The 20,414-nt window shown below is 32.9% G+C and carries 20 protein-coding genes; all 20 read left to right on the forward strand.

The window, feature by feature from the left end; all coding sequences use genetic code 11:
• The first annotated feature begins 14 nt into the window (after positions 1-14).
• On the forward strand, positions 15-485 hold the full coding sequence (locus tag ACFOZ1_RS06295) for a chemotaxis protein CheW (RefSeq protein ID WP_390197229.1): 471 nt from the start codon (positions 15-17) through the stop codon (positions 483-485).
• On the forward strand, positions 482-1,117 hold the full coding sequence (locus ACFOZ1_RS06300; RefSeq protein ID WP_390197231.1) for a chemotaxis protein CheC: 636 nt from the start codon (positions 482-484) through the stop codon (positions 1,115-1,117). The genes ACFOZ1_RS06295 and ACFOZ1_RS06300 overlap by 4 nt, the downstream gene beginning before the upstream one ends.
• Entirely contained in the window at positions 1,114-1,611 is a 498-nt protein-coding gene (locus tag ACFOZ1_RS06305; protein WP_390197233.1) for a chemotaxis protein CheD, read from the forward strand. Before ACFOZ1_RS06300 ends, ACFOZ1_RS06305 begins: the two co-directional genes overlap by 4 nt.
• Before the next feature lie 14 nt (positions 1,612-1,625).
• On the forward strand, positions 1,626-2,396 hold the full coding sequence (locus tag ACFOZ1_RS06310) for a FliA/WhiG family RNA polymerase sigma factor (RefSeq protein ID WP_390197235.1): 771 nt from the start codon (positions 1,626-1,628) through the stop codon (positions 2,394-2,396).
• Between the two features lie 4 nt (positions 2,397-2,400).
• Entirely contained in the window at positions 2,401-3,753 is a 1,353-nt protein-coding gene (locus ACFOZ1_RS06315; RefSeq protein ID WP_390197238.1) for a DUF342 domain-containing protein, read from the forward strand.
• A gap of 14 nt (positions 3,754-3,767) precedes the next feature.
• Complete coding sequence (locus ACFOZ1_RS06320; RefSeq protein WP_390197240.1) at positions 3,768-4,070, forward strand: hypothetical protein; 303 nt, start codon at positions 3,768-3,770, stop codon at positions 4,068-4,070.
• 14 nt (positions 4,071-4,084) lie between these two features.
• A complete protein-coding gene (locus ACFOZ1_RS06325) occupies positions 4,085-4,543 on the forward strand; it encodes a hypothetical protein (RefSeq protein WP_390197243.1) in 459 nt (152 codons plus the stop codon).
• Between the two features lie 148 nt (positions 4,544-4,691).
• Positions 4,692-5,429 (forward strand): 30S ribosomal protein S2, encoded by a 738-nt coding sequence (gene rpsB, locus ACFOZ1_RS06330; protein ID WP_390197246.1) that lies wholly within the window; start codon positions 4,692-4,694, stop codon positions 5,427-5,429.
• 73 nt (positions 5,430-5,502) lie between these two features.
• Positions 5,503-6,390, forward strand: a complete 888-nt coding sequence (gene tsf / locus ACFOZ1_RS06335; RefSeq protein ID WP_390197249.1) for a translation elongation factor Ts — start codon at positions 5,503-5,505, stop codon at positions 6,388-6,390.
• A 210-nt stretch (positions 6,391-6,600) separates the two neighbouring features.
• The gene (gene pyrH, locus ACFOZ1_RS06340) at positions 6,601-7,323 is read left to right on the forward strand and encodes a UMP kinase (RefSeq protein ID WP_390197252.1); all 723 of its coding nucleotides are present in this window, start codon (positions 6,601-6,603) and stop codon (positions 7,321-7,323) included.
• Between the two features lie 2 nt (positions 7,324-7,325).
• The gene (gene frr, locus ACFOZ1_RS06345; protein WP_390197254.1) at positions 7,326-7,883 is read left to right on the forward strand and encodes a ribosome recycling factor; all 558 of its coding nucleotides are present in this window, start codon (positions 7,326-7,328) and stop codon (positions 7,881-7,883) included.
• 173 nt (positions 7,884-8,056) lie between these two features.
• Positions 8,057-8,818, forward strand: coding sequence for an isoprenyl transferase (locus ACFOZ1_RS06350; RefSeq protein ID WP_390197257.1), 762 nt, complete (start codon positions 8,057-8,059; stop codon positions 8,816-8,818).
• Between the two features lie 13 nt (positions 8,819-8,831).
• A complete protein-coding gene (locus ACFOZ1_RS06355) occupies positions 8,832-9,614 on the forward strand; it encodes a phosphatidate cytidylyltransferase (RefSeq protein WP_390197259.1) in 783 nt (260 codons plus the stop codon).
• Between the two features lie 26 nt (positions 9,615-9,640).
• Positions 9,641-10,789, forward strand: a complete 1,149-nt coding sequence (gene dxr, locus ACFOZ1_RS06360) for a 1-deoxy-D-xylulose-5-phosphate reductoisomerase (RefSeq protein ID WP_390197262.1) — start codon at positions 9,641-9,643, stop codon at positions 10,787-10,789.
• A gap of 32 nt (positions 10,790-10,821) precedes the next feature.
• A complete protein-coding gene (rseP, locus tag ACFOZ1_RS06365) occupies positions 10,822-12,078 on the forward strand; it encodes an RIP metalloprotease RseP (protein WP_390197265.1) in 1,257 nt (418 codons plus the stop codon).
• A 45-nt stretch (positions 12,079-12,123) separates the two neighbouring features.
• Positions 12,124-13,830: a proline--tRNA ligase gene (locus ACFOZ1_RS06370; RefSeq protein ID WP_390197268.1), complete on the forward strand. Its 1,707-nt coding sequence runs from the start codon at positions 12,124-12,126 to the stop codon at positions 13,828-13,830.
• Between the two features lie 100 nt (positions 13,831-13,930).
• Positions 13,931-18,220, forward strand: coding sequence for a PolC-type DNA polymerase III (locus ACFOZ1_RS06375; protein ID WP_390197270.1), 4,290 nt, complete (start codon positions 13,931-13,933; stop codon positions 18,218-18,220).
• 276 nt (positions 18,221-18,496) lie between these two features.
• Positions 18,497-18,967 carry a ribosome maturation factor RimP gene (gene rimP, locus ACFOZ1_RS06380; protein ID WP_390197272.1) on the forward strand — a complete coding sequence of 157 codons (471 nt, stop codon included), beginning with the start codon at positions 18,497-18,499 and terminating at the stop codon, positions 18,965-18,967.
• A gap of 19 nt (positions 18,968-18,986) precedes the next feature.
• On the forward strand, positions 18,987-20,132 hold the full coding sequence (gene nusA / locus ACFOZ1_RS06385) for a transcription termination factor NusA (RefSeq protein ID WP_390197274.1): 1,146 nt from the start codon (positions 18,987-18,989) through the stop codon (positions 20,130-20,132).
• 12 nt (positions 20,133-20,144) lie between these two features.
• Positions 20,145-20,411: an RNase P modulator RnpM gene (gene rnpM / locus ACFOZ1_RS06390; protein ID WP_390197277.1), complete on the forward strand. Its 267-nt coding sequence runs from the start codon at positions 20,145-20,147 to the stop codon at positions 20,409-20,411.
• Positions 20,412-20,414 lie beyond the last annotated feature (3 nt).

Consider the following 20,414-nt stretch of genomic DNA (forward strand, 5'->3'; position numbering starts at 1 on the left):
GGAGGTGTACAATTATGGAAGAAGTGAAAACACAGAAATCAATTATCATAGAACTTGATAAAGAAGAATATGCAATTCCAGTGAGTTTGGTTGGTGGAATTGAAAGGATGCAACACATTACAAGAGTACCTAAAACAGCTACTTTTGTGAAAGGCGTTATCAATTTACGTGGGATAGTTACGCCGATTTTAGATTTACGCGAACGATTTGGTATGGAAGCCATTCAACCAACAGAGAGTACAAGAATTATTATTATACATTTAGAAAAATACGATATTGGCTTTATAGTTGATGCAGCATATGATGTGTTAGATATTGATGAGTCTATTATTGAACCAGCTCCAAAAGTCATTGGTACGATTGATGTAGATTATATTGAAGGTGTGGCAAAAGTAGAAGATAGATTAATTATGTTATTAAATTTAGACAAGGTACTGTCATTTGATTCTTACGAAGTGATGAAAGAAAGGCTTAAAGTAGAATGACAAATTTGAGTGAATTAAATCAAACACATTTAGATGTGTTACAAGAAATAGGGAATATTGGTGCAGGCAATGCCGCTACAGCACTATCAACGTTATTAAATAAACAGATTGATATGTCTATACCTGCAATTAAAATTCTAGATTTCAATCAGTTAATGGAATATGTGGGAGGACCAGATACATTAATTGTAACTGTGTTTCTCCGTATCCAAGGCGAGGCACCAGGAACGATGTTTTTTGTCCTATCACCAGACGAGACAAGTTCTCTTGTACAACAATTAATAAATGACACATCATTCACGTATGAAGAATTATTAGATACACCTCTAGCTTTTTCAGCAATATCAGAGATTGGAAATATTCTTTCTGGTTCCTATTTATCAGCATTATCTGATTTTACTTCAATTAATATGCAACCAACAGTGCCAACATTAGTAATGGATATGGCTGCTGCTATATTAATGGAAGGATTAGCGCAAATTTCTGAAGATAACGATTTTGCTATCGTAATTGATACAATGATTGAGGATACAGAAAAATCTACACAAACGATTAAAGGACATTTTTTTCTATTACCAGATCCAGAATCATTTACAAAAATATTCAAGGCTTTGGGAGTATATGACAGATGACACTGACTTCTGAAATCATTAAAGTTGGGATTGCAGATGTGAAAACAACTGTGTATCCAAATACACTAAAAACTTCGGGTCTAGGATCTTGTGTGGGGTTAGTATTATATGACAATAAGGCTAAAATAGCAGGATTAGCACACATTATGTTACCTGATTCTACTGTTGCAAAAAAAGATAATCAAAACAGAATGAAATATGCTGATACAGCTTTTGAGATATTACTTCATAATTTATTGACATCTGGTGCGTCGAAGGCTAATTTAAAAGCTAAAATGGCTGGAGGGGCACATATGTTTGGTTTTAAATCAGATAATAAAATGTTACGTATAGGTGAGCGGAACATTGAAGCAATTAGGGTATTGTTACATCACCATCATATCCCACTTATATCTGAAGATGTGGGTGGAAACAAAGGTAGAACAATCGTATTTGATATAGATACAAGCATGTTAGAAATCAGAACAGTTAATAGTGGTACGAAACAAATTTAGATAGAGGTGATTCGATGGCAAAAGATACCGTTTCAATAGTGCAATTATGGGAAAAATGGCAGCATGACAAAAGCGAAGATATAACAAATCAATTAATAGAGAATTATATGTATCTTGTACAATACCACGTCCAACGAATCGCTATCAATCTACCTAAAAGTGTGAGTAAAGACGATTTAAGAAGTTTAGCATTAGTTGGTTTATATGATGCTATATTAAAATTTGACCAGTCTAGAGACTTAAAATTTGATACATATGCTTCGATACGAATTAAAGGTGCCATAATAGATGGACTAAGAAAAGAAGATTGGCTACCTCGCTCAGCAAGAGAAAAAGTCAAAAGAATAGATGCAGCAGAAGAGTATTTAGAACAGACATTACAAAGGGAAGTCACGTCTGATGATATTGCAACACATTTAAATCTGACGAAAGAGGAAGTAGAGAACGTTATAAAAGATAGCTTCTTCTCCAATTTATTATCAATGGAAGATAGAAGTGGGGGAGAGTTTAAAGAAGGGGTTGGTTACACAATCCCAGATGATAAACAACTTACACCTGAAGAAACAATTGTGAATAATGAAGAATTTAATCAAATTTATAAAGCAATAACTCAATTAAATGAAAATGAGCAATTGGTTTTAAGTCTTTTCTATGACAAAGAATTGACATTTACTGAGATAGGAAAGGTATTACAATTAACGACATCGAGGATTTCTCAAATACATAAGCAAGCGATCTACAAGTTACAACAAATTATTTCGAAATTAGATTTGAACGGGGCTTGATAATATGATCAATGAGGTAGTAAGATTAAAGATTTCAAGTGATCGGATGGAAGCTTGGCTAGAAATTTTAAATGTAGCATTAATTAATGAATTGGATAGTAGTGATTTACACACATTTTTAAAAGAAGAGAAATTAGAAACAAGACTATTTTGTTTCGATGAGCAACAATGGAAAACACAGTTAACTGAAACTGGAAAGATAACTGTTTCAAAAGGTATACCACATGAGAATGGTAAAGATGGATACATAGAGTGGTTTGTTCAACTAGAAGAAATATTGGAGGAAAAGGAAAAAACCTCATTTAGAGATATAAAGAAGATACCAACAATAAATAAGGATATGGAAATTGGAATGTTGATACATCCAACAGCAGGGAAATCTGGTTTGGATGTGTATGGTAATAAAATTAAATCAAAGCCTGGAAAGAAAGTTATAACGAAAGCAGGACGAAATGTCGGATTTGATGATAAGAAAAATACATTTGTATCACAAATAGATGGGAAATTATCCATATCTGATAAGCTTATACAAGTGTTTGATACATATGAATGGAACGAAGATTTAAGTTTAGAAACAGGAAATATTGATTTTATAGGTTCTGTTTATATTAAAGGAAATGTACCAACAGGATACACTGTTAAAGCAAATGGAGATATTCATATTATTGGTCTTGTGGAAGGTGCAAAACTTAAGGCTGGCGGAAATATCATTATTAGTAACGGTATTTCTGGGATGGATAAAGCAATTATTCAAGCAGATGGGGATGTAATTGTTAACTATATTAACCAAGCCAGTGTAGAAGCAGGAAATAACCTGATTGTTACCAAATCAATTCTACATAGCCAATGCGTTGCAGAAGAGTCTATTTTGTGTGAAAATGGTAGTATAATAGGTGGTTCATGTTCTGCAGGGCATAAAATAATAGTCAAACATATTGGTAATTTATCTAATTCGAAAACAGAAATTTCTCTTGGAATTAATAAAAGAAAAAGAGAAGAACTAGAACAGTTCCAGAAAGAATTAACTACGTATGAAATAAATAAGAATAAACTACTAGTATTAGGAAAACAACTTCAAGAAAAAAATAATCTCACGACAAATGAGCGAATTATGTTATTAAAACAACGAAAAATGTTAGAAGTAACAGAACAAAATTTACAAAAATGTGAAAAAGCTATAGAAGAATTACAAATTAGCATTGGAAACTATCAGGATCTTGATGTAATTGTAAATGGTACGATGTATGATAACGTGGAATTAAATTTTGGTAAATACTCAAGAGTTCTTAACAGAGAATACAAATATATTAAAGCGTCTCTTAAAGAAAAAGAAATCGTTATTGAATCTCTGAAATAGGAGGATACCTACAGATGAGTTTAAAATTAATTGAACTACAAGTGGCCTTACCGAGAACACAAGATGCTGGAAAATTACAAGATATAATGCAACAACAAGGAAGAGTTGGACAAGAACAATTGTCACAACAATCTATTGCTGAAGAATTAAAGAAACGTCAAAAAGTGAATGAACAACGCGAAAGCGAAAAATTGAAGAACAACAGAGAAAATAGTAAAAATTTAATCCCAAATAATAATGATACAGAAAAAAAGAAAGCTAAAAATCAAACAATCAATCATCCATACTTAGGGAATCAGATTGATTATTCTAAATAGAAGAAGGAAGTATAATGATTGAAATATTATTTTTACTAAGTTTTTTATTGCATATAATTACATTTATTTTTATTCGACATTTAAAAAACAAGCAAAAAGACTTAATTGATATAGAAGAGAAAATGACCACACAAGTTGAACAAATGGAAAATTCTTTGGCATTATACTTAGTTGAACTACGTGAAGAGAATGAGCGCTTCACAGAAGAGTTAGAGAAAGTACAAAACCATACTATTAAAGAAACCTCTACATCTAAAAAAGTAGAAACAAATAAACTAAATACAGAAGACAGCTATACTATGTATAATCCGATGTCTAACATAAAAGATAGTGAGAAAGTAGAGTCATCTCTAGAATCGAAAGTGTTATATTTATTCGAAAAAGGTTTGACAAGTGAAGAAATTGCCAAACAATTAAATAAAGGAAAGACAGAAATCGAACTAATATTGAAATTCCGACAAAAAAATAACTAAAATTGCTTGATTGGATACTAGCAATATGATATATTTGTTCATGGTGTTAAATACACACGTTTACTAAAGATAAGAGTGGTGCTTATAAAGTCCTTTTATCTAATGATGTAAATGGAGGATAAAAAAACCAATTTAGGAGGAAACAAACATGGCAGTTATTTCAATGAAACAATTACTTGAAGCTGGTGTACATTTCGGACACCAAACACGTCGTTGGAACCCTAAGATGAAAAAATACATCTTTACAGAACGTAACGGCATTTACATTATCGACCTTCAAAAAACAGTGAAAAAGGTAGAAGAAGCTTACAACTTCATTAAAGGAGTTGCTGAAAATGGTGGAACTGTTTTATTTGTAGGTACTAAAAAACAAGCGCAAGAATCTGTAAAAGAAGAGGCAATTCGTTCAGGAATGTACTTCGTTAACCAACGTTGGTTAGGAGGTACGTTGACAAACTTTGAAACGATCCGTAAACGTATCAATCGTTTGAAAGCTATCGAGAAAATGGAAGAAGATGGAACTTTTGAAGTTCTACCTAAAAAAGAAGTGGTAGGTCTTTTGAAAGAAAAGGAAAGACTAGTTAAATTCTTAGGTGGAATTAAAGAAATGAATAAAATTCCAGATGCTTTATTTATTATCGATCCGAGAAAAGAGCGTATTGCTGTTGCAGAAGCTCATAAATTACACATTCCAATCGTTGGAATTGTTGATACTAACTGTGATCCAGATGAAATCGATTATGTTATTCCAGCGAATGACGATGCGATTCGTGCTGTAAAACTTCTTACTGCTAAAATGGCAGATGCTATCCTTGAAGTTAAACAAGGGGAAGAAACAGAAGTAGCAGAAGAAACAGTTGCAGAAGTGGAAACGGTAGAAGAGTAAGAAGGTTTTGGTGATAAGAGGGGGACCTTTTATCACCTTTTTTTAAGCAATATATAATAAGGAGGAAATAATTATGGCTATTACTGCTCAATTAGTTAAAGAATTACGTGAAAAAACTGGTGCTGGAATGATGGATTGTAAAAAAGCACTTCAAGAAACAGATGGGAATATCGATCAAGCAATTGATTATTTACGTGAAAAAGGTATTGCGAAAGCAGCTAAAAAAGCTGATCGTATTGCTGCCGAAGGATCTGCATTCGTTGAAGTAGAAGGTAATACTGCTGTTTTAATTGAAGTGAACTGTGAAACAGACTTCGTAACAAAAAATGATCAATTTAAAACGCTAATGCAACAACTTGCAAAACATATCCTTACACAAAAACCAGCAACAGTTGAAGAAGCTCTGCAACAACCGTTAAATGGTAATGGTGAAAGTGTAGAGGAGTATATTAATAGTAATATTGCAAAAATCGGCGAAAAATTATCTTTACGTCGTTTTGAAACATTCACTAAAACAGATGCAGACGTATTTGGTGCATACATTCACATGGGTGGAAGCATTGGTGTAGTAACTGTTTTAGAAGGTACAAATGAAGAACAAATCGCAAAAGATATTGCTATGCACATCGCTGCAGTTAATCCTAAATATTTATCACGTGATGCTGTTTCTGCTGAAGACATCGATAAAGAACGTGAAGTATTAAAAACTCAGGCATTAAATGAAGGAAAACCAGCAAATATCGTAGAAAAAATGGTGGAAGGTCGTTTAAACAAATTCTTTGAAGAAATTTGCTTACTTGAGCAAAGTTTTGTAAAAGATCCAGATCAAAAAGTAAAACAAATCGTGAAAAATCATAATGCAACTGTAAAAACATTTGCTCGTTATGAAGTTGGAGAAGGTATCGAAAAACGTGAAGATAACTTCGCTGAAGAAGTAATGAGTCAAGTAAACAAAAAATAACATTTTGATTGAATTTTCAAAGAAAAGGGGACACATTGTGTCCCTTTTCTTTGAAAAAATCCAAAAATAAAAATGTGAAAGTTTGAGATACGTATTATTGGACTTCTTTGCTCGAAGATATGGACATCCATTCATTAAAGATATCCATAAGTTTTTGATAGACAGGAAATGCTAATTTTTATTATAATATATACATATATGGAGGTTATTATGGCTACTGCTAATTATAGAAGAATTGTTTTAAAACTAAGTGGTGAAGCATTAAGTGGAGAGCAAGGTTTTGGAATTGAGCCTGCAATTATACAATCTGTAGCAAAACAAGTGAAAGATGTAGTAGAATTAGGTGTGGAAGTTGCAGTTGTTGTTGGTGGTGGTAACATTTGGCGTGGTAAAGTTGGTAGTGAAATGGGAATGGATCGTGCCAATGCAGATTACATGGGAATGTTAGCAACGGTTATGAACTCACTAGCTCTTCAAGACAGTTTGGAGAATTTAGGTATTCCAACTCGAGTACAAACATCAATTGAGATGAGACAAGTAGCAGAACCTTATATACGTAGAAAAGCAATTAGACATTTAGAGAAGAAGCGAGTGGTTATCTTTGCTGCAGGTACGGGTAATCCGTATTTTTCAACAGACACAACTGCTGCGCTTAGAGCCGCAGAGATAGAAGCAGATGTTATTTTAATGGCAAAGAATAATGTAGACGGTGTGTATACTGCAGATCCTAAATTAGATAAGAATGCAACGAAATACGATCAATTATCGTATTTAGAAATCCTAAATGAAGGATTAGGAGTGATGGACGCTACTGCCTCCTCACTTTGTATGGATAACAATATACCATTATTAGTTTTCTCAATAGGTGAAGAAGGTAATATTAAAAAAGCTGTTTCTGGTGAAAATATTGGTACAATTATAAGGGGGAATTAATTATGTCTAAAGAATTATTAAATGAAACGAAAGAAAAAATGTTACAAGCGACGAAAGCATACTCAAAAAATCTAGCTACTGTTCGTGCAGGTAGAGCAAACCCAGCTTTATTGGATAGTATCCAAGTAGAGTACTATGGAGCATTAACTCCATTAAATCAACTATCTTCGATAACAGTGCCTGAAGCAAGATTACTTTTGATTACGCCTTTTGACAAAACAGTAATAGGTGACATTGAAAAAGCGATTCAGAAAGCTGATTTAGGTTTGTCTCCTTCTAGTGATGGAAATGTGATTCGTTTGAATATTCCGCCATTAACTGAAGAAAGAAGAAAAGATTTAGTGAAAGTCGTAGGCAAATATGCTGAAGAATCCAAGGTACAAATCAGAAATATTCGTCGTGACGCAAATGACCAATTAAAGAAAAACGAAAAAAATGGTGAGATTACTGAAGATGAATTAAGAGGTCACCAAGATGATGTGCAATCACTTACTGATGAATATACAAAGAAAATTGATCAATTAACTAAAGAAAAAGAACAAGAAATAATGGAAGTATGATTAAATTAAAGGTAAAATGTAATTAAATGATAAGACCCTCTTTAAAAAGAGGGTTTTTCCACTTTTGTTGTCAAAGATTGTATGGCAAATATTTATTCTGCAGGCTATGCAGTGGTATTTTACCTTATTTGTCGATTAAAATAGACTGTACGACAAGTGATGGAGGATATGAAATGACTTTGTTTAAGCTTCCTTTTAAAAATAAGCAAGAAAAAAGAGGATTTACTGTAAGTAATCATAATATTCCAAAGCATATTGCAATAATTATGGACGGAAATGGAAGATGGGCTGAGAAAAAAGGATTACCTCGATTTGCTGGACATAAACAAGGGATGGATAATGTAAAAAGAATTGTGAAAGCGGCAAATGCCTTTGATGTTAAAATATTAACATTGTATGCATTCTCAACAGAAAATTGGAAGAGACCATCTAGTGAGATAGACTATTTGATGAATTTACCTATTGACTTTTTACAATATTATTTACCAGAATTAATCGAACAAAACGTCAATGTACAAACAATAGGTGAGATTGAAGATTTACCTAAAAGAACGCAAGTAGCGATTAATAATGCAATCGACAAAACTTCAACTAATAGTGGACTTATATTAAATATAGCGATGAACTATGGTGGTCGTTATGAACTTGTTCAATCAGTTAAAGGGATTTGTAAAGAAGTAATAGATGGTGTATATACTATGGAAGAGATAGACGAAAATTCTTTTAAAAGACATTTATATACTGCAACGTTACCTGATCCTGATTTAGTTATTCGCACTAGTGGAGAGCAAAGATTAAGTAACTTCTTGTTATGGCAATCCGCTTATTCTGAATTATGGTTTACAGATACTTTTTGGCCAGATTTTGATGAAGAAGAACTTGTTACAGCAATTAAAGACTATCAAAAACGAAAACGTCGATACGGCGGAATTTAAGGTGTGATTTAAATTGATGATTAGAATTATTACAGCGATTGTAGCAATATTAGTGTTTTTCCCACTTGTCTTTATAGGTGATATGCCTTTTTATATTATCATGTATATAATTGCAACAATAGGTTTGTTAGAACTATTACATATGAGAAAAACAACATCTTATCCTATTCCAACAATTTTAACAGTTATATTGTTATGGGGATTGTTATATCCAGGAGAAAGTGTGTTTTTTGCCAAACGATTAGAACTAATTATGTTCTTTGTTATATTATTATTAGCATATACTGTTCTTGTTAAAAATAAGTTTACTTTTGAAGATGCAGGATTTTTAATTTTATCAACCATGTATGTAGGGTTAGGATTTTATTATTTTATCGAAACACGTGATCATACTAATGGTCTAACATTTGTGTTTTATGCAATATTAGTTGTACTTGCAACTGATACCGGTGCATACTTTTTTGGTAGGGCATTTGGGAAAAAGAAATTATGGCCTCAGATTAGTCCGAATAAGACAATAGAAGGGGCTGTTGGTGGGATATTAATTGCATGTGTTGTTACTGCAATATATCATCAATTTTTTCCAGTACATGATTCATTAGTTTTAGTAATCGTTGTAACAATCATTGCCTCTATTTTTGGACAAATAGGCGATTTAGTAGAATCTGCAATAAAAAGACATTATAATGTAAAGGACTCAGGAAAATTATTACCTGGTCATGGCGGGATATTAGACAGATTTGATAGTTGGTTATTTGTCTTTCCATTATTACATTTTATTCATTTTATTTCATAGACTATATAAACTGGAGCGGATGATTCATGAAAAATATAACGTTGCTAGGTGCAACAGGTTCAATTGGGATACAAACGATTGATGTGATCAAACAACATCCTGACAAATTTAAATTGTTTGCTATCTCTTTTGGTGAGAATATACAGCGTGCACTACCAATAATAGAAGAATTCCAACCATTATGGATCGTTGTTAAAAACAAAGAAGCTAAAGAAAAATTAATTAATGCCGCAACTAAAATAGATGGACAAATTCTATATGGTACAGATAGTTTAGATACGATTTGTGAGCATGATGGAGTAGATATTGTTGTAAATGCGGTAATGGGTAGTGTTGGATTAAGCGCAACGTTGAATGCAATTAGAAATAAAAAACAAATTGCAATAGCAAATAAAGAAACATTAGTAACCGCAGGACATTTAGTAATGGCTGAAGCGAAAAAGTACAATGTAGACTTATTACCAATTGATAGTGAACATTCTGCAATATTTCAAGCATTAAATGGGGAAGAAAAAAAGCAAGTTAATAAGATTATTCTTACAGCTTCTGGCGGTAGTTTTAGAGATAAAACAAGAAAAGAATTAGAAAATGTAACAGTACAAGACGCACTTAAACATCCCAATTGGAGTATGGGTGCAAAAATAACAATTGATTCTGCAACAATGATGAATAAAGGATTAGAAGTTATTGAAGCGCATTGGTTATTTAATATCTCTTTTGATCAAATTGAAGTGGTTCAACATAAAGAAAGTATTATACATTCTATGGTTGAATTTGTTGATTCAAGTATTATAGCTCAATTAGGCACACCTGATATGAGAGTGCCAATTCAATATGCACTAACATATCCAAACAGAGAATCTTTACCTACTGCAAACAAGTTAGATCTAGTTTCAATCGGAAAACTACATTTTCAACAAATGGATTATAATCGATTCCCAGGTTTAAAGTTAGCGTTTGAAGCAGGCAAGGCTGGTGGAACATTACCAACAGTACTAAACGCTGCAAATGAAATAGCAGTCGATTTATTTTTAAATGAAAAAATTTCTTTTTTACAAATAGAAGATATTGTAGAGAAAATGCTATCCAATCATCAGAACATTGCAAACCCAGATTTAGAAACAATTCAATCTGTTGATTTAGAAACAAGAAAGAAAGTGCTTGAAGTACTATAATAAATTATGTTTTTTGAAAGGGGTGTGTTGAATTGAATACAATCATTGCGTTTATTTTGATGTTTGGCTTACTTGTGTTTATTCATGAATTTGGTCATTACATATTTGCTAAAAGAGCAGGAATGTTAGTTCGAGAATTTGCGATAGGATTCGGACCAAAAATATTTTCGACAATTAAAAATGAAACATTATATACGATAAGATTGTTGCCAATGGGAGGATATGTAAGAGTTGCTGGTGAAGATCCTGAGATTATAGAAATAAAACCAGGACAACTAATTGGTTTGACTTTTGATTCACATGGAAAAGTCAATCAAATTATCGTAAATAATAAAGATAAACATCCAGATTGCTTAGTAGTGGAAGTAGAACATATTGACTTAGATCATGCTTTGTCAATAAAAGGATACGAAGTGGATCAAGAGATGTTACACTCCTTTCAAGTTGATGAAAAAGCGCACTTTATCATGGACGAAAAAGCTACACAGATTGCTCCATATAATAGACAATTCGCATCAAAGACAAAAAGACAAAGAGCGATGCAATTATTCGCAGGACCGATGATGAACTTTTTATTATCTATTGTTATTTTTATGATATTAGGTTTTATTCAAGGTGTACCAGCAGATGATGTGAGAGTAGGACAAGTAGTAGATAATAGTCCTGCTGCTGAAGCAGGTTTTGAACCTAATGACACAGTAATTGCAATTGATGGAAGTAAGATAGATGATTGGGAAGATTTTCGATCTATTGTAGAGAAAAGTCCAGATACTACTGTTGAAATGACAGTTCTACGTGATAATGAAGAACTGAAATTAGATGTCACACCTCAAGCAGTAGAAACAGAAGAAGGAACATTTGGTCAAGTTGGAGTAACGTTAGCGTTAGAAAAATCATTTATTCGAACAATACCTTATAGTCTTGAAGAAACATATAAATGGTCAACATTAATTATTACTAATTTAGGTAAGTTAGTAACTGGTCAATTCTCTATTGATATGCTATCAGGACCTGTAGGTATATATGACGCAACAGATCAAGTAGTACAAACTGGATTTTTGAATTTTATGATGTGGACAGCAATATTAAGTGTGAATTTGGGTATTGTTAACTTGGTTCCATTGCCAGCATTAGATGGCGGTAGGTTGTTGTTCATTGGTATTGAGGCATTAAGAGGAAAGCCAATAGATCCTCAAAAAGAAGGAATTGTGCATTTTGTTGGATTTGCATTACTTATGTTATTAATGATTGTTGTAACATGGAATGACATTCAGAGACTTTTCCTATAAAATGAAATACAATATTTAATTAGAAATTTCGAGGTGGAAATAATAATGAAGCATAGTCAAACACTAATTCCTACATTAAAAGAAGTGCCAACAGATGCAGAAATAGCAAGCCACAAATTATTAGTGAGAGCTGGGTATGTTAGACAAACAGCGTCTGGAGTGTATTCTTTCTTACCGTTAGGAAATAAAGTATTAAAAAAGGTGGAACAAATTGTCAGAGAAGAAATGGAATTAGCTGGAGCAGTAGAGATGTTAATGCCAGCATTACAACCTGCTGATTTATGGAAAGAAACAGGTAGATGGTATAATTTTGGTCCTGAGCTAATGAGACTCCATGATCGTCATGACAGAGAGTTTGTTTTAGGTGCAACTCATGAAGAAGTGATTACAAGTATCATTAGAGACGAAGTAAAAAGTTATAAAAAATTACCATTAACATTGTATCAAATTCAAACAAAGTATAGAGATGAAAAAAGACCAAGATTTGGCTTGTTGCGTGGTAGAGAATTTGTCATGAAAGATGCGTATTCTTTTCATGATACTGATGAAAGCCTAGATGACGTATACGATAAAATGTATCTAGCTTATTCCAATATATTTAAGCGTTGTGGATTGAATTTTAGAGCGGTCATTGCAGATTCAGGTGCAATGGGCGGCAAGGATACACATGAATTTATGGTTTTATCTGAGATCGGCGAAGATACCATTGCATATTCTGATACATCTGATTTTGCTGCAAATATCGAAATGGCTCCAGTAAATGTAGAGTACACACGTAACACAGAGCAAGAACAAGAACGAACAATTGTGGATACACCTTCCGCTAAAACGATGGAAGAAGTTTCTAACTTTTTAAATGTATCCATTGATAAAGGTATCAAATCATTATTATTTAAAATAGATGAAGATAAATTTGCTCTTGTTTTAGCACGCGGAGACCATGAGATTAACGATATTAAATTAAAAAATTGTTTAGGTGCTACTCATGTTGAACTAGCCTCAGAAGAAGAAGCTAAAGCTTTATTAGGCGCTGACATTGGTTCATTAGGTCCAGTGAATGTGAAAGAGATTCCTATCATTGCAGATAACGCAATCACAAGTATTGTGAATGGGTATTGTGGAGCAAATGAAACAGGTAAACATTACATTAATGTGAATCCAAATAAGGACTTTACTGTAGATAAATATGAAGATTTAAGATTTATTAAAGAAGGAGATCCTTCTCCAGATGGAAAAGGAACGATACAATTTGCTAAAGGTATTGAAGTAGGGCATGTGTTTAAATTAGGAAAAAGATATGCTGAAAAATTAGGTGCACAATATCTGAATGAGCAAGGTAAGCAAGAAGTAATGACAATGGGATGCTATGGAATTGGCGTATCTCGCACAGTTGCTGCTATTGTAGAGCAATTTCATGATGAAAAAGGAATTATTTGGCCAAAATCAGTTTCTCCATACGATATTCACTTAGTTACAGTGAATACGAAGGATGAAGAACAATTGCATTTAAGTGAAAGCATTTATAAAGAATTACAACAAAACCATTTTGACGTGTTATTTGATGATCGAAAAGAAAGAGCAGGAGTAAAATTTGCTGATAGTGACTTAATTGGACTACCAATTCGAATAACAGTTGGAAAACGCGCAAGTGAAGGATACGTGGAATGCAAAGTGAGAGAAGATGGAGAACAATTTGACTTACATGTTTCAGAAATTGTTCCATCGATTAAGAAATTCTTTTCAGAAAATTAAATGTGAAAGATAATCCCTTGTCCAAATGTAACGACAGGGGATTTACCATTTATATTAAATTGAGTACAAATCCTTTGTCTTAGCTTGAGGGGTGAACATATTGCAAAGTACGAGTGAAGAAAGATTTAATTTATTAACGCAACAAATTGGAATACCAGATGACATGAAAAATAAGTACTTCCAAAATGCCAAAATAGAGAAGTTAGAAGTATATCGAAAAACTCAAACATGGCATTTTTCTTTTGTAATTGAAGAATGTATGCCAGCAGAAGTATATCAATTATTTGTTTTGAAACTTACTGAAGCTTTTTCATCAATTGCAAAAGTGAGTTGGAAATTTCACTCAAATAAAACGACAATTTCAGATCAAGAGTTGATTGCATATTGGCATATATTTGTAAGTGAATTATGTGCGGAATCACCTAAATATCGTACATTGAATAATCAAGTTCCTCAAATAAACAATAATAAGATTATGTTAACTACAAGCAATGAAGTAGAACGAGCTGCTTTGTTACAAGAAATGCAATCATTATTTGATCATTTTTGTAACAAAATAGGTTTCAATAAGCGGAAAATTGAAATACAAGTTGTGGAAGAGCATGATGAAATTGTTAAATTCAGGAAACAAAAACAAGAAGAAGACAGGATTAAAGTGTTAGAAGCATTTAAGCAACAAGAACAGAGAGCAAAAGATAATAATCAAGACAAACCTGAAGGACCTATTCAAATTGGTTATCCGATTAAAGAAGAGCCAATTCAGATGAAGGAAATTATAGAAGAAGAAAAAAATGTCATTTTTCAAGGGTATTTGTTTGATGTTGAGATTAGAGAACTCCGCAGTGGAAGACAATTATTAATATTAAAAATGACAGATTATTCCGATTCGTTTCAAATAAAAATGTTCTCCAAGGGCGATCAAGACGCAGATAAATTTAAACAATTTAAACCTGGTATGTGGTTAAAAGCAAAAGGAATGATACAAACAGACACATTTTCTAATGAATTGACGATGATGGCTAGAGATATCCAAGAAATTCCTGCAAAAATGCGTGAAGATTATGGTGTCGATGGTGAAAAACGTGTAGAATTACATGCACATACATTGATGAGTCAAATTGATTCTGTTGTATCTGCTTCAAAACTAATAGAACAGGCGGCAAAATGGGGGCATAAAGCTATTGCAATTACTGACCATGCCGGTGCACAAGCTTTTCCTGAGGCATATGGAGCAGGCAAAAAGCATGGAGTGAAAATTATCTATGGAGTAGAAGCAAATGTTGTAGATGACGGAGTGCCTATTGCTTATAATAGTGATGATCGAGTATTACTTGATGAAACATATGTCGTATTTGATGTGGAAACAACTGGATTATCTGCAGTTTATGATACGATAATTGAACTAGCTGCAGTAAAAATTAAAAATGGAGAAATTATAGATAAATTTGAATCATTTGCTAACCCGCACCAACCTTTATCTGAAACTATTATTAATTTGACGCATATAACGGATGATATGTTACAAGACGCACCAGAAGTGGAAGAAGTATTAGCAAAATTCCATGACTGGATGGGTGACCATACGCTTGTTGCACATAATGCTGATTTTGATATGGGGTTTATTAACACAGGGTTTAAAAAATTTGGTATGGAAGAAGCGACAAATCCAGTAATTGACACGTTGGAACTAGCAAGATACTTATTCCCAGATATGAAGAATCATCGTCTAAACACAATGTGTAAGAAATTAGATATTGAATTAACACAACATCATAGAGCGATTTATGATACAGAAGCGACGAGTTATTTGTTGTGGAAATTAATTAAATTAGCTGACGAAAAAGGTATCATTAATCACAATCAATTTAATCAACATATGGGAGAAGGAAATAGTTATCAACGCGCACGACCTTTTCACGCGACACTACTCGCTGTTAATGAGGTTGGTTTAAAAAATTTATTTAAACTTGTGTCACATGCACATATTGATTATTTTTATCGTGTCCCTCGTATTCCAAGATCAAAATTACACCAATTACGTGAGGGTATATTGGTTGGTACAGCATGTGATAAAGGTGAAGTTTTTGAAACAATGATGCAAAAATCTGAAGAGCAAGCAGAAAAAATCGCACAATTTTATGATTATATTGAAGTCCAACCTCCTGCTAACTATATTCATTTATTAGATAAAGAATTAGTACAGAATGAAGCACAATTATATGATATTTTACGTAAATTAGTAGAAATGGCAGACAGAATGGGGAAATTATGTGTCGCAACAGGGAATGTGCATCATTTAGAGAAAAATGATCAGATATACCGCAAAATTTTAATAGCGTCTCAAAGTGGGAACCCATTGAATAGACAGAAACTCCCAAATACCTATTTTAGAACGACTAATGAAATGATAGATGAATTTCAGTTTCTTGGTGCAGAAAAAGCAAAAGAAATTGTTGTTACAAATCCTAATAAACTAGTAGATCAAATTGATGAAGTGAAGCCAATTAAAGATGATTTGTATACACCAAATATAGATGGTGCAGATAAAGAAATTAGAGAACTTAGCTATACATTTGCTAAATCGATTTACGGTGAGCAATTACCAGAAATAGTTGAGCAACGTATCGAGAAAGAATTAAAAAGTATAATTGGACATGGATTTGCGGTTATTTATTTAATTTCACATAAACTCGTAAAAAAATCATTAAATGATGGTTATTTAGTAGGATCTAGGGGTTCCGTTGGATCTTCACTTATTGCGACATTTACTGAGATTACAGAAGTGAACCCATTACCACCACATTATGTTTGTCCAAATTGTAAAAAAAGTGAATTCTTTAATGATGGTTCATATGGGAGTGGTTTTGATTTACCAGACAAAGAATGTCCAGACTGTCAAACAATGTATAAAAAAGATGGGCAAGATATACCATTTGAAACATTCTTAGGCTTTAAAGGTGATAAAGTACCAGATATTGATTTGAACTTCTCTGGAGAGTATCAACCAAGGGCACATAATTATACAAAAGTATTATTTGGTGAAGATAATGTTTTTCGTGCAGGAACAATTGGAACAGTTGCTGAAAAGACAGCATATGGTTATGTCAAAGGATATGCAAATGATAATGGTATGATTATTAAAAATGCTGAGGTGGACCGATTAGTTAAAGGGTGTACTGGAGCCAAACGTACAACAGGTCAACACCCAGGTGGTATTATTGTAGTACCAGATTATATGGAAATATATGATTTTACTCCAATCCAGTATCCCGCAGATGACCGTAATTCGGAATGGCGTACAACACATTTTGATTTTCATTCCATACATGATAATTTGTTGAAATTAGATATATTAGGGCACGATGATCCGACCGTTATCCGTATGTTACAAGATCTTAGTGGAATCGACCCTCAAACAATTCCGACAGATGATCAAGAAACGATGAAAATATTCTCTGGACCTGAAGTATTAGGTGTGACCGCTGATCAAATCATGTGTAAAACAGGAACATTAGGAGTTCCCGAATTTGGAACAAGATTTGTACGTCAAATGTTAGAGGATACGAAGCCAAAAACGTTTGCTGAATTAGTTATTATTTCTGGATTAAGTCATGGTACAGATGTATGGTTAGGAAATGCACAAGAATTAATCAATGATGGTATATGTGGATTACCCGATGTAATAGGGTGTCGTGATGATATTATGGTTTATTTGATGCACAAAGGACTAGATGCATCATTAGCATTCAAAATTATGGAATCTGTTCGTAAAGGAAAAGGATTGCAAGATGAGTGGATAGAAGAAATGCTTAAAAACAATGTACCTGAATGGTATATAGATTCATGTAAAAAGATTAAATATATGTTTCCAAAAGCACACGCTGCTGCATATGTATTGATGGCTATACGAATAGCTTATTTTAAAGTGCATTATCCACTATACTTTTATGCTGCGTACTTCACTGTAAGAGCAGATGATTTTGAGCTTGATACGATGATTAAAGGTTCAGAAGCAATTAGGACTCGTATTAAAGAAATCATAGCTAAAGGAAATGATGCAACACCAAAAGAAAAAAATTTACTAACAGTTCTAGAACTGTCTTTAGAAATGAACGAACGTGGTTTTCGTTTTCAAAAAGTAGATTTGTATCGTTCTTCAGCAACTGAATTTTTGGTAGAAGGTGACACGTTAATTCCACCATTTAATGCAGTAGATGGCCTTGGTACGAATGCTGCAATTAATATTGCAAAAGTTCGCGAAGATGGAGAATTTTTATCTAAAGAAGATTTGCGTGAAAGAAGTAGAATATCTAAAACAGTATTAGAATATTTGGATCAACATGGTTGTTTAGAAGGAATGGAAGAAAAAAATCAACTATCATTATTTTAAATTCCAATATTGTATAAAGCAAAAACCTTGCAAACTTTATCCAAACGTGTTATATTTTATTAAGATTTTATTTGATGTGCTAAAAGAGTGGGTTATCCCACTCTTTCTTCATAGCCACATTGTTAACTTATAGGGCTATTGCTATCCCTTGCCAATATAGGCAAGGGATTTATCATTCCCTAAGTATATAACAAATGTGTATGGATGAATTTTTAAGGGAAATATAATAAATAAATGAAAAATGAAACTATTTGATTGTTAAAGGAGGTCGAATGTATGAGTCAAAATATCGCTAAACAAACAGAAGAAATTGTCAAGCCAATTGTAGAGGAACTTTCTTTAGAATTAGTCGATGTCGTATATGAAAAAGAAGGTCCAAATTGGTTTTTGCGAGTATATATTGATAAAGAAAATGGTGTAGATATTGAAGAATGTGGCATTGTTTCTGAACGCTTAAGTGAGGTGTTAGATGAGAAAGACCCAATTGAAGGAGCTTATTTCTTGGAAGTCTCCTCACCTGGTGTCGAGAGACCGCTAAAAAAAGAATTGGATTTTGAGAAAAATGTAGGTAAGAATGTATATGTCAAATTGTATGAGCCAATTGCTGGTGATAAAGAATTTACTGGCGAATTAATTGGAATAGAAAATCAAATCGTTACTATCGCATATCGAGATAAAACAAAAACAAAAAAAGTTGAAATACCTTACGAGAAAATCGCTAAAGCACATTTAGCTGTAATGTTTTAATATACGAGGGGGAAGAATTGTGAACAAAGAATTGTTCGATGCGATTAATTTTTTAGAAAAAGAAAAAGGAATTAATAAAGATATTCTTATTGAAGCATTAGAAGCTGCATTAATCTCCGCATACAAGAAGAATTTTAAATCTGCAACAAATGTTCGTGTCGATTTAAATGAAGAAGCAGGCAAAATGGCCGTTTTTGCACAAAAAGAAATTGTAGAAGAAGTAGAAGATATACAAACACAAATCTCTGTTGATGAAGCACAACAAATTAGTCCAATGTATGATGTCGGAGATATTGTAGAAATTGAAGTAACACCAAGAGACTTTGGAAGAATCGCTGCTCAAGCTGCAAAACAAGTTGTTACGCAACGTGTTAGAGAGGCAGAAAGAGGAATTATTTATAACGAATATATTGACCGTGAAGATGATATTATGAACGGAACAATTCAGCGTATGGATGGCAGATTCATTTATGTAAATTTAGGAAAAATAGAAGCAAAATTACCTGAATCTGAATGCATCGCACAGGAAAATTATAATATACATGATCGTATTAAAGTGTATGTAACAAAAGTAGAAAATTCAAGTAAAGGTCCTAATATATTTGTTTCTAGAACACATCCTGGCTTATTAAAAAGATTATTTGAAATGGAAGTACCTGAGATTTATGATGGTACAGTTGAAGTGAAGTCTGTTGCTCGTGAGGCTGGAGATAGATCTAAAATCTCTGTATATGCACAAGACGAAGAAATTGATCCAGTAGGCTCATGTGTAGGGCAAAAAGGTCAACGTGTTCAAACAATTGTAGATGAATTGCATGGTGAAAAAATAGATATTGTTGAGTGGTCAGAAGATCCAATTGTGTATGTGTCAAATGCATTAAGCCCTTCTAAAGTTGTAAAAGTACTTGTTGATGAAGAGAATAAATCAACAACTGTCATTGTACCTGATTATCAACTTTCATTAGCTATTGGAAAACGTGGACAAAACGCAAGGCTTGCAGCGAAGCTAACAGGTTGGAAAATCGATATAAAAAGTGAATCAGAAGCACGTGAAGAAGGTTTGTTGACAGATGACAAGGAAGAAGAACTAGACACGCTAGAATATAATGATTCTAATGACTATGAAGTTTCCCTTGATGAAATGGATGAAGATTTATTTAAATAAGGAGGAATTCATTTGTCTAAACAAAGAAAAGTACCATTGCGTAAATGTGTAGCAACACAAGAAATGTTTCCTAAACAAGCATTAATTAGAATTGTGAAGACGAAAGAAGGTCAAATCTTCGTTGATCCAACAGGTAAGAAAAACGGTCGCGGAGCATATATTTCAAAAAGTATTGACGCGATTCATAAAGCAGAAAAAACACATGCACTTGATAAACATTTAGAAACGCAAATTCCACAGGAAATTTATGAGGAATTAAAGCAATTAATTGAAGGCTGAGAT

This window comes from Gracilibacillus marinus (genome assembly GCF_042651725.1).
GTDB classification, from domain to species: Bacteria; Bacillota; Bacilli; order Bacillales; family Amphibacillaceae; genus Gracilibacillus; species Gracilibacillus marinus.

Excerpts from the sequence above, each read along its gene's own strand:
- ACFOZ1_RS06370 (WP_390197268.1), top strand. The coding sequence starts at position 12,124 with ATGAAGCATAGTCAAACACTAATTCCTACATTAAAAGAAGTGCCAACA.
- ACFOZ1_RS06315 (WP_390197238.1), top strand. The coding sequence starts at position 2,401 with ATGATCAATGAGGTAGTAAGATTAAAGATTTCAAGTGATCGGATGGAA.
- ACFOZ1_RS06350 (WP_390197257.1), top strand. The coding sequence starts at position 8,057 with ATGACTTTGTTTAAGCTTCCTTTTAAAAATAAGCAAGAAAAAAGAGGA.
- ACFOZ1_RS06305 (WP_390197233.1), top strand. The coding sequence starts at position 1,114 with ATGACACTGACTTCTGAAATCATTAAAGTTGGGATTGCAGATGTGAAA.
- tsf (WP_390197249.1), top strand. The coding sequence starts at position 5,503 with ATGGCTATTACTGCTCAATTAGTTAAAGAATTACGTGAAAAAACTGGT.
- ACFOZ1_RS06320 (WP_390197240.1), top strand. The coding sequence starts at position 3,768 with ATGAGTTTAAAATTAATTGAACTACAAGTGGCCTTACCGAGAACACAA.
- pyrH (WP_390197252.1), top strand. The coding sequence starts at position 6,601 with ATGGCTACTGCTAATTATAGAAGAATTGTTTTAAAACTAAGTGGTGAA.
- rimP (WP_390197272.1), top strand. The coding sequence starts at position 18,497 with ATGAGTCAAAATATCGCTAAACAAACAGAAGAAATTGTCAAGCCAATT.
- ACFOZ1_RS06300 (WP_390197231.1), top strand. The coding sequence starts at position 482 with ATGACAAATTTGAGTGAATTAAATCAAACACATTTAGATGTGTTACAA.
- dxr (WP_390197262.1), top strand. The coding sequence starts at position 9,641 with ATGAAAAATATAACGTTGCTAGGTGCAACAGGTTCAATTGGGATACAA.
- ACFOZ1_RS06295 (WP_390197229.1), top strand. The coding sequence starts at position 15 with ATGGAAGAAGTGAAAACACAGAAATCAATTATCATAGAACTTGATAAA.
- ACFOZ1_RS06310 (WP_390197235.1), top strand. The coding sequence starts at position 1,626 with ATGGCAAAAGATACCGTTTCAATAGTGCAATTATGGGAAAAATGGCAG.
- ACFOZ1_RS06325 (WP_390197243.1), top strand. The coding sequence starts at position 4,085 with ATGATTGAAATATTATTTTTACTAAGTTTTTTATTGCATATAATTACA.
- rpsB (WP_390197246.1), top strand. The coding sequence starts at position 4,692 with ATGGCAGTTATTTCAATGAAACAATTACTTGAAGCTGGTGTACATTTC.
- frr (WP_390197254.1), top strand. The coding sequence starts at position 7,326 with ATGTCTAAAGAATTATTAAATGAAACGAAAGAAAAAATGTTACAAGCG.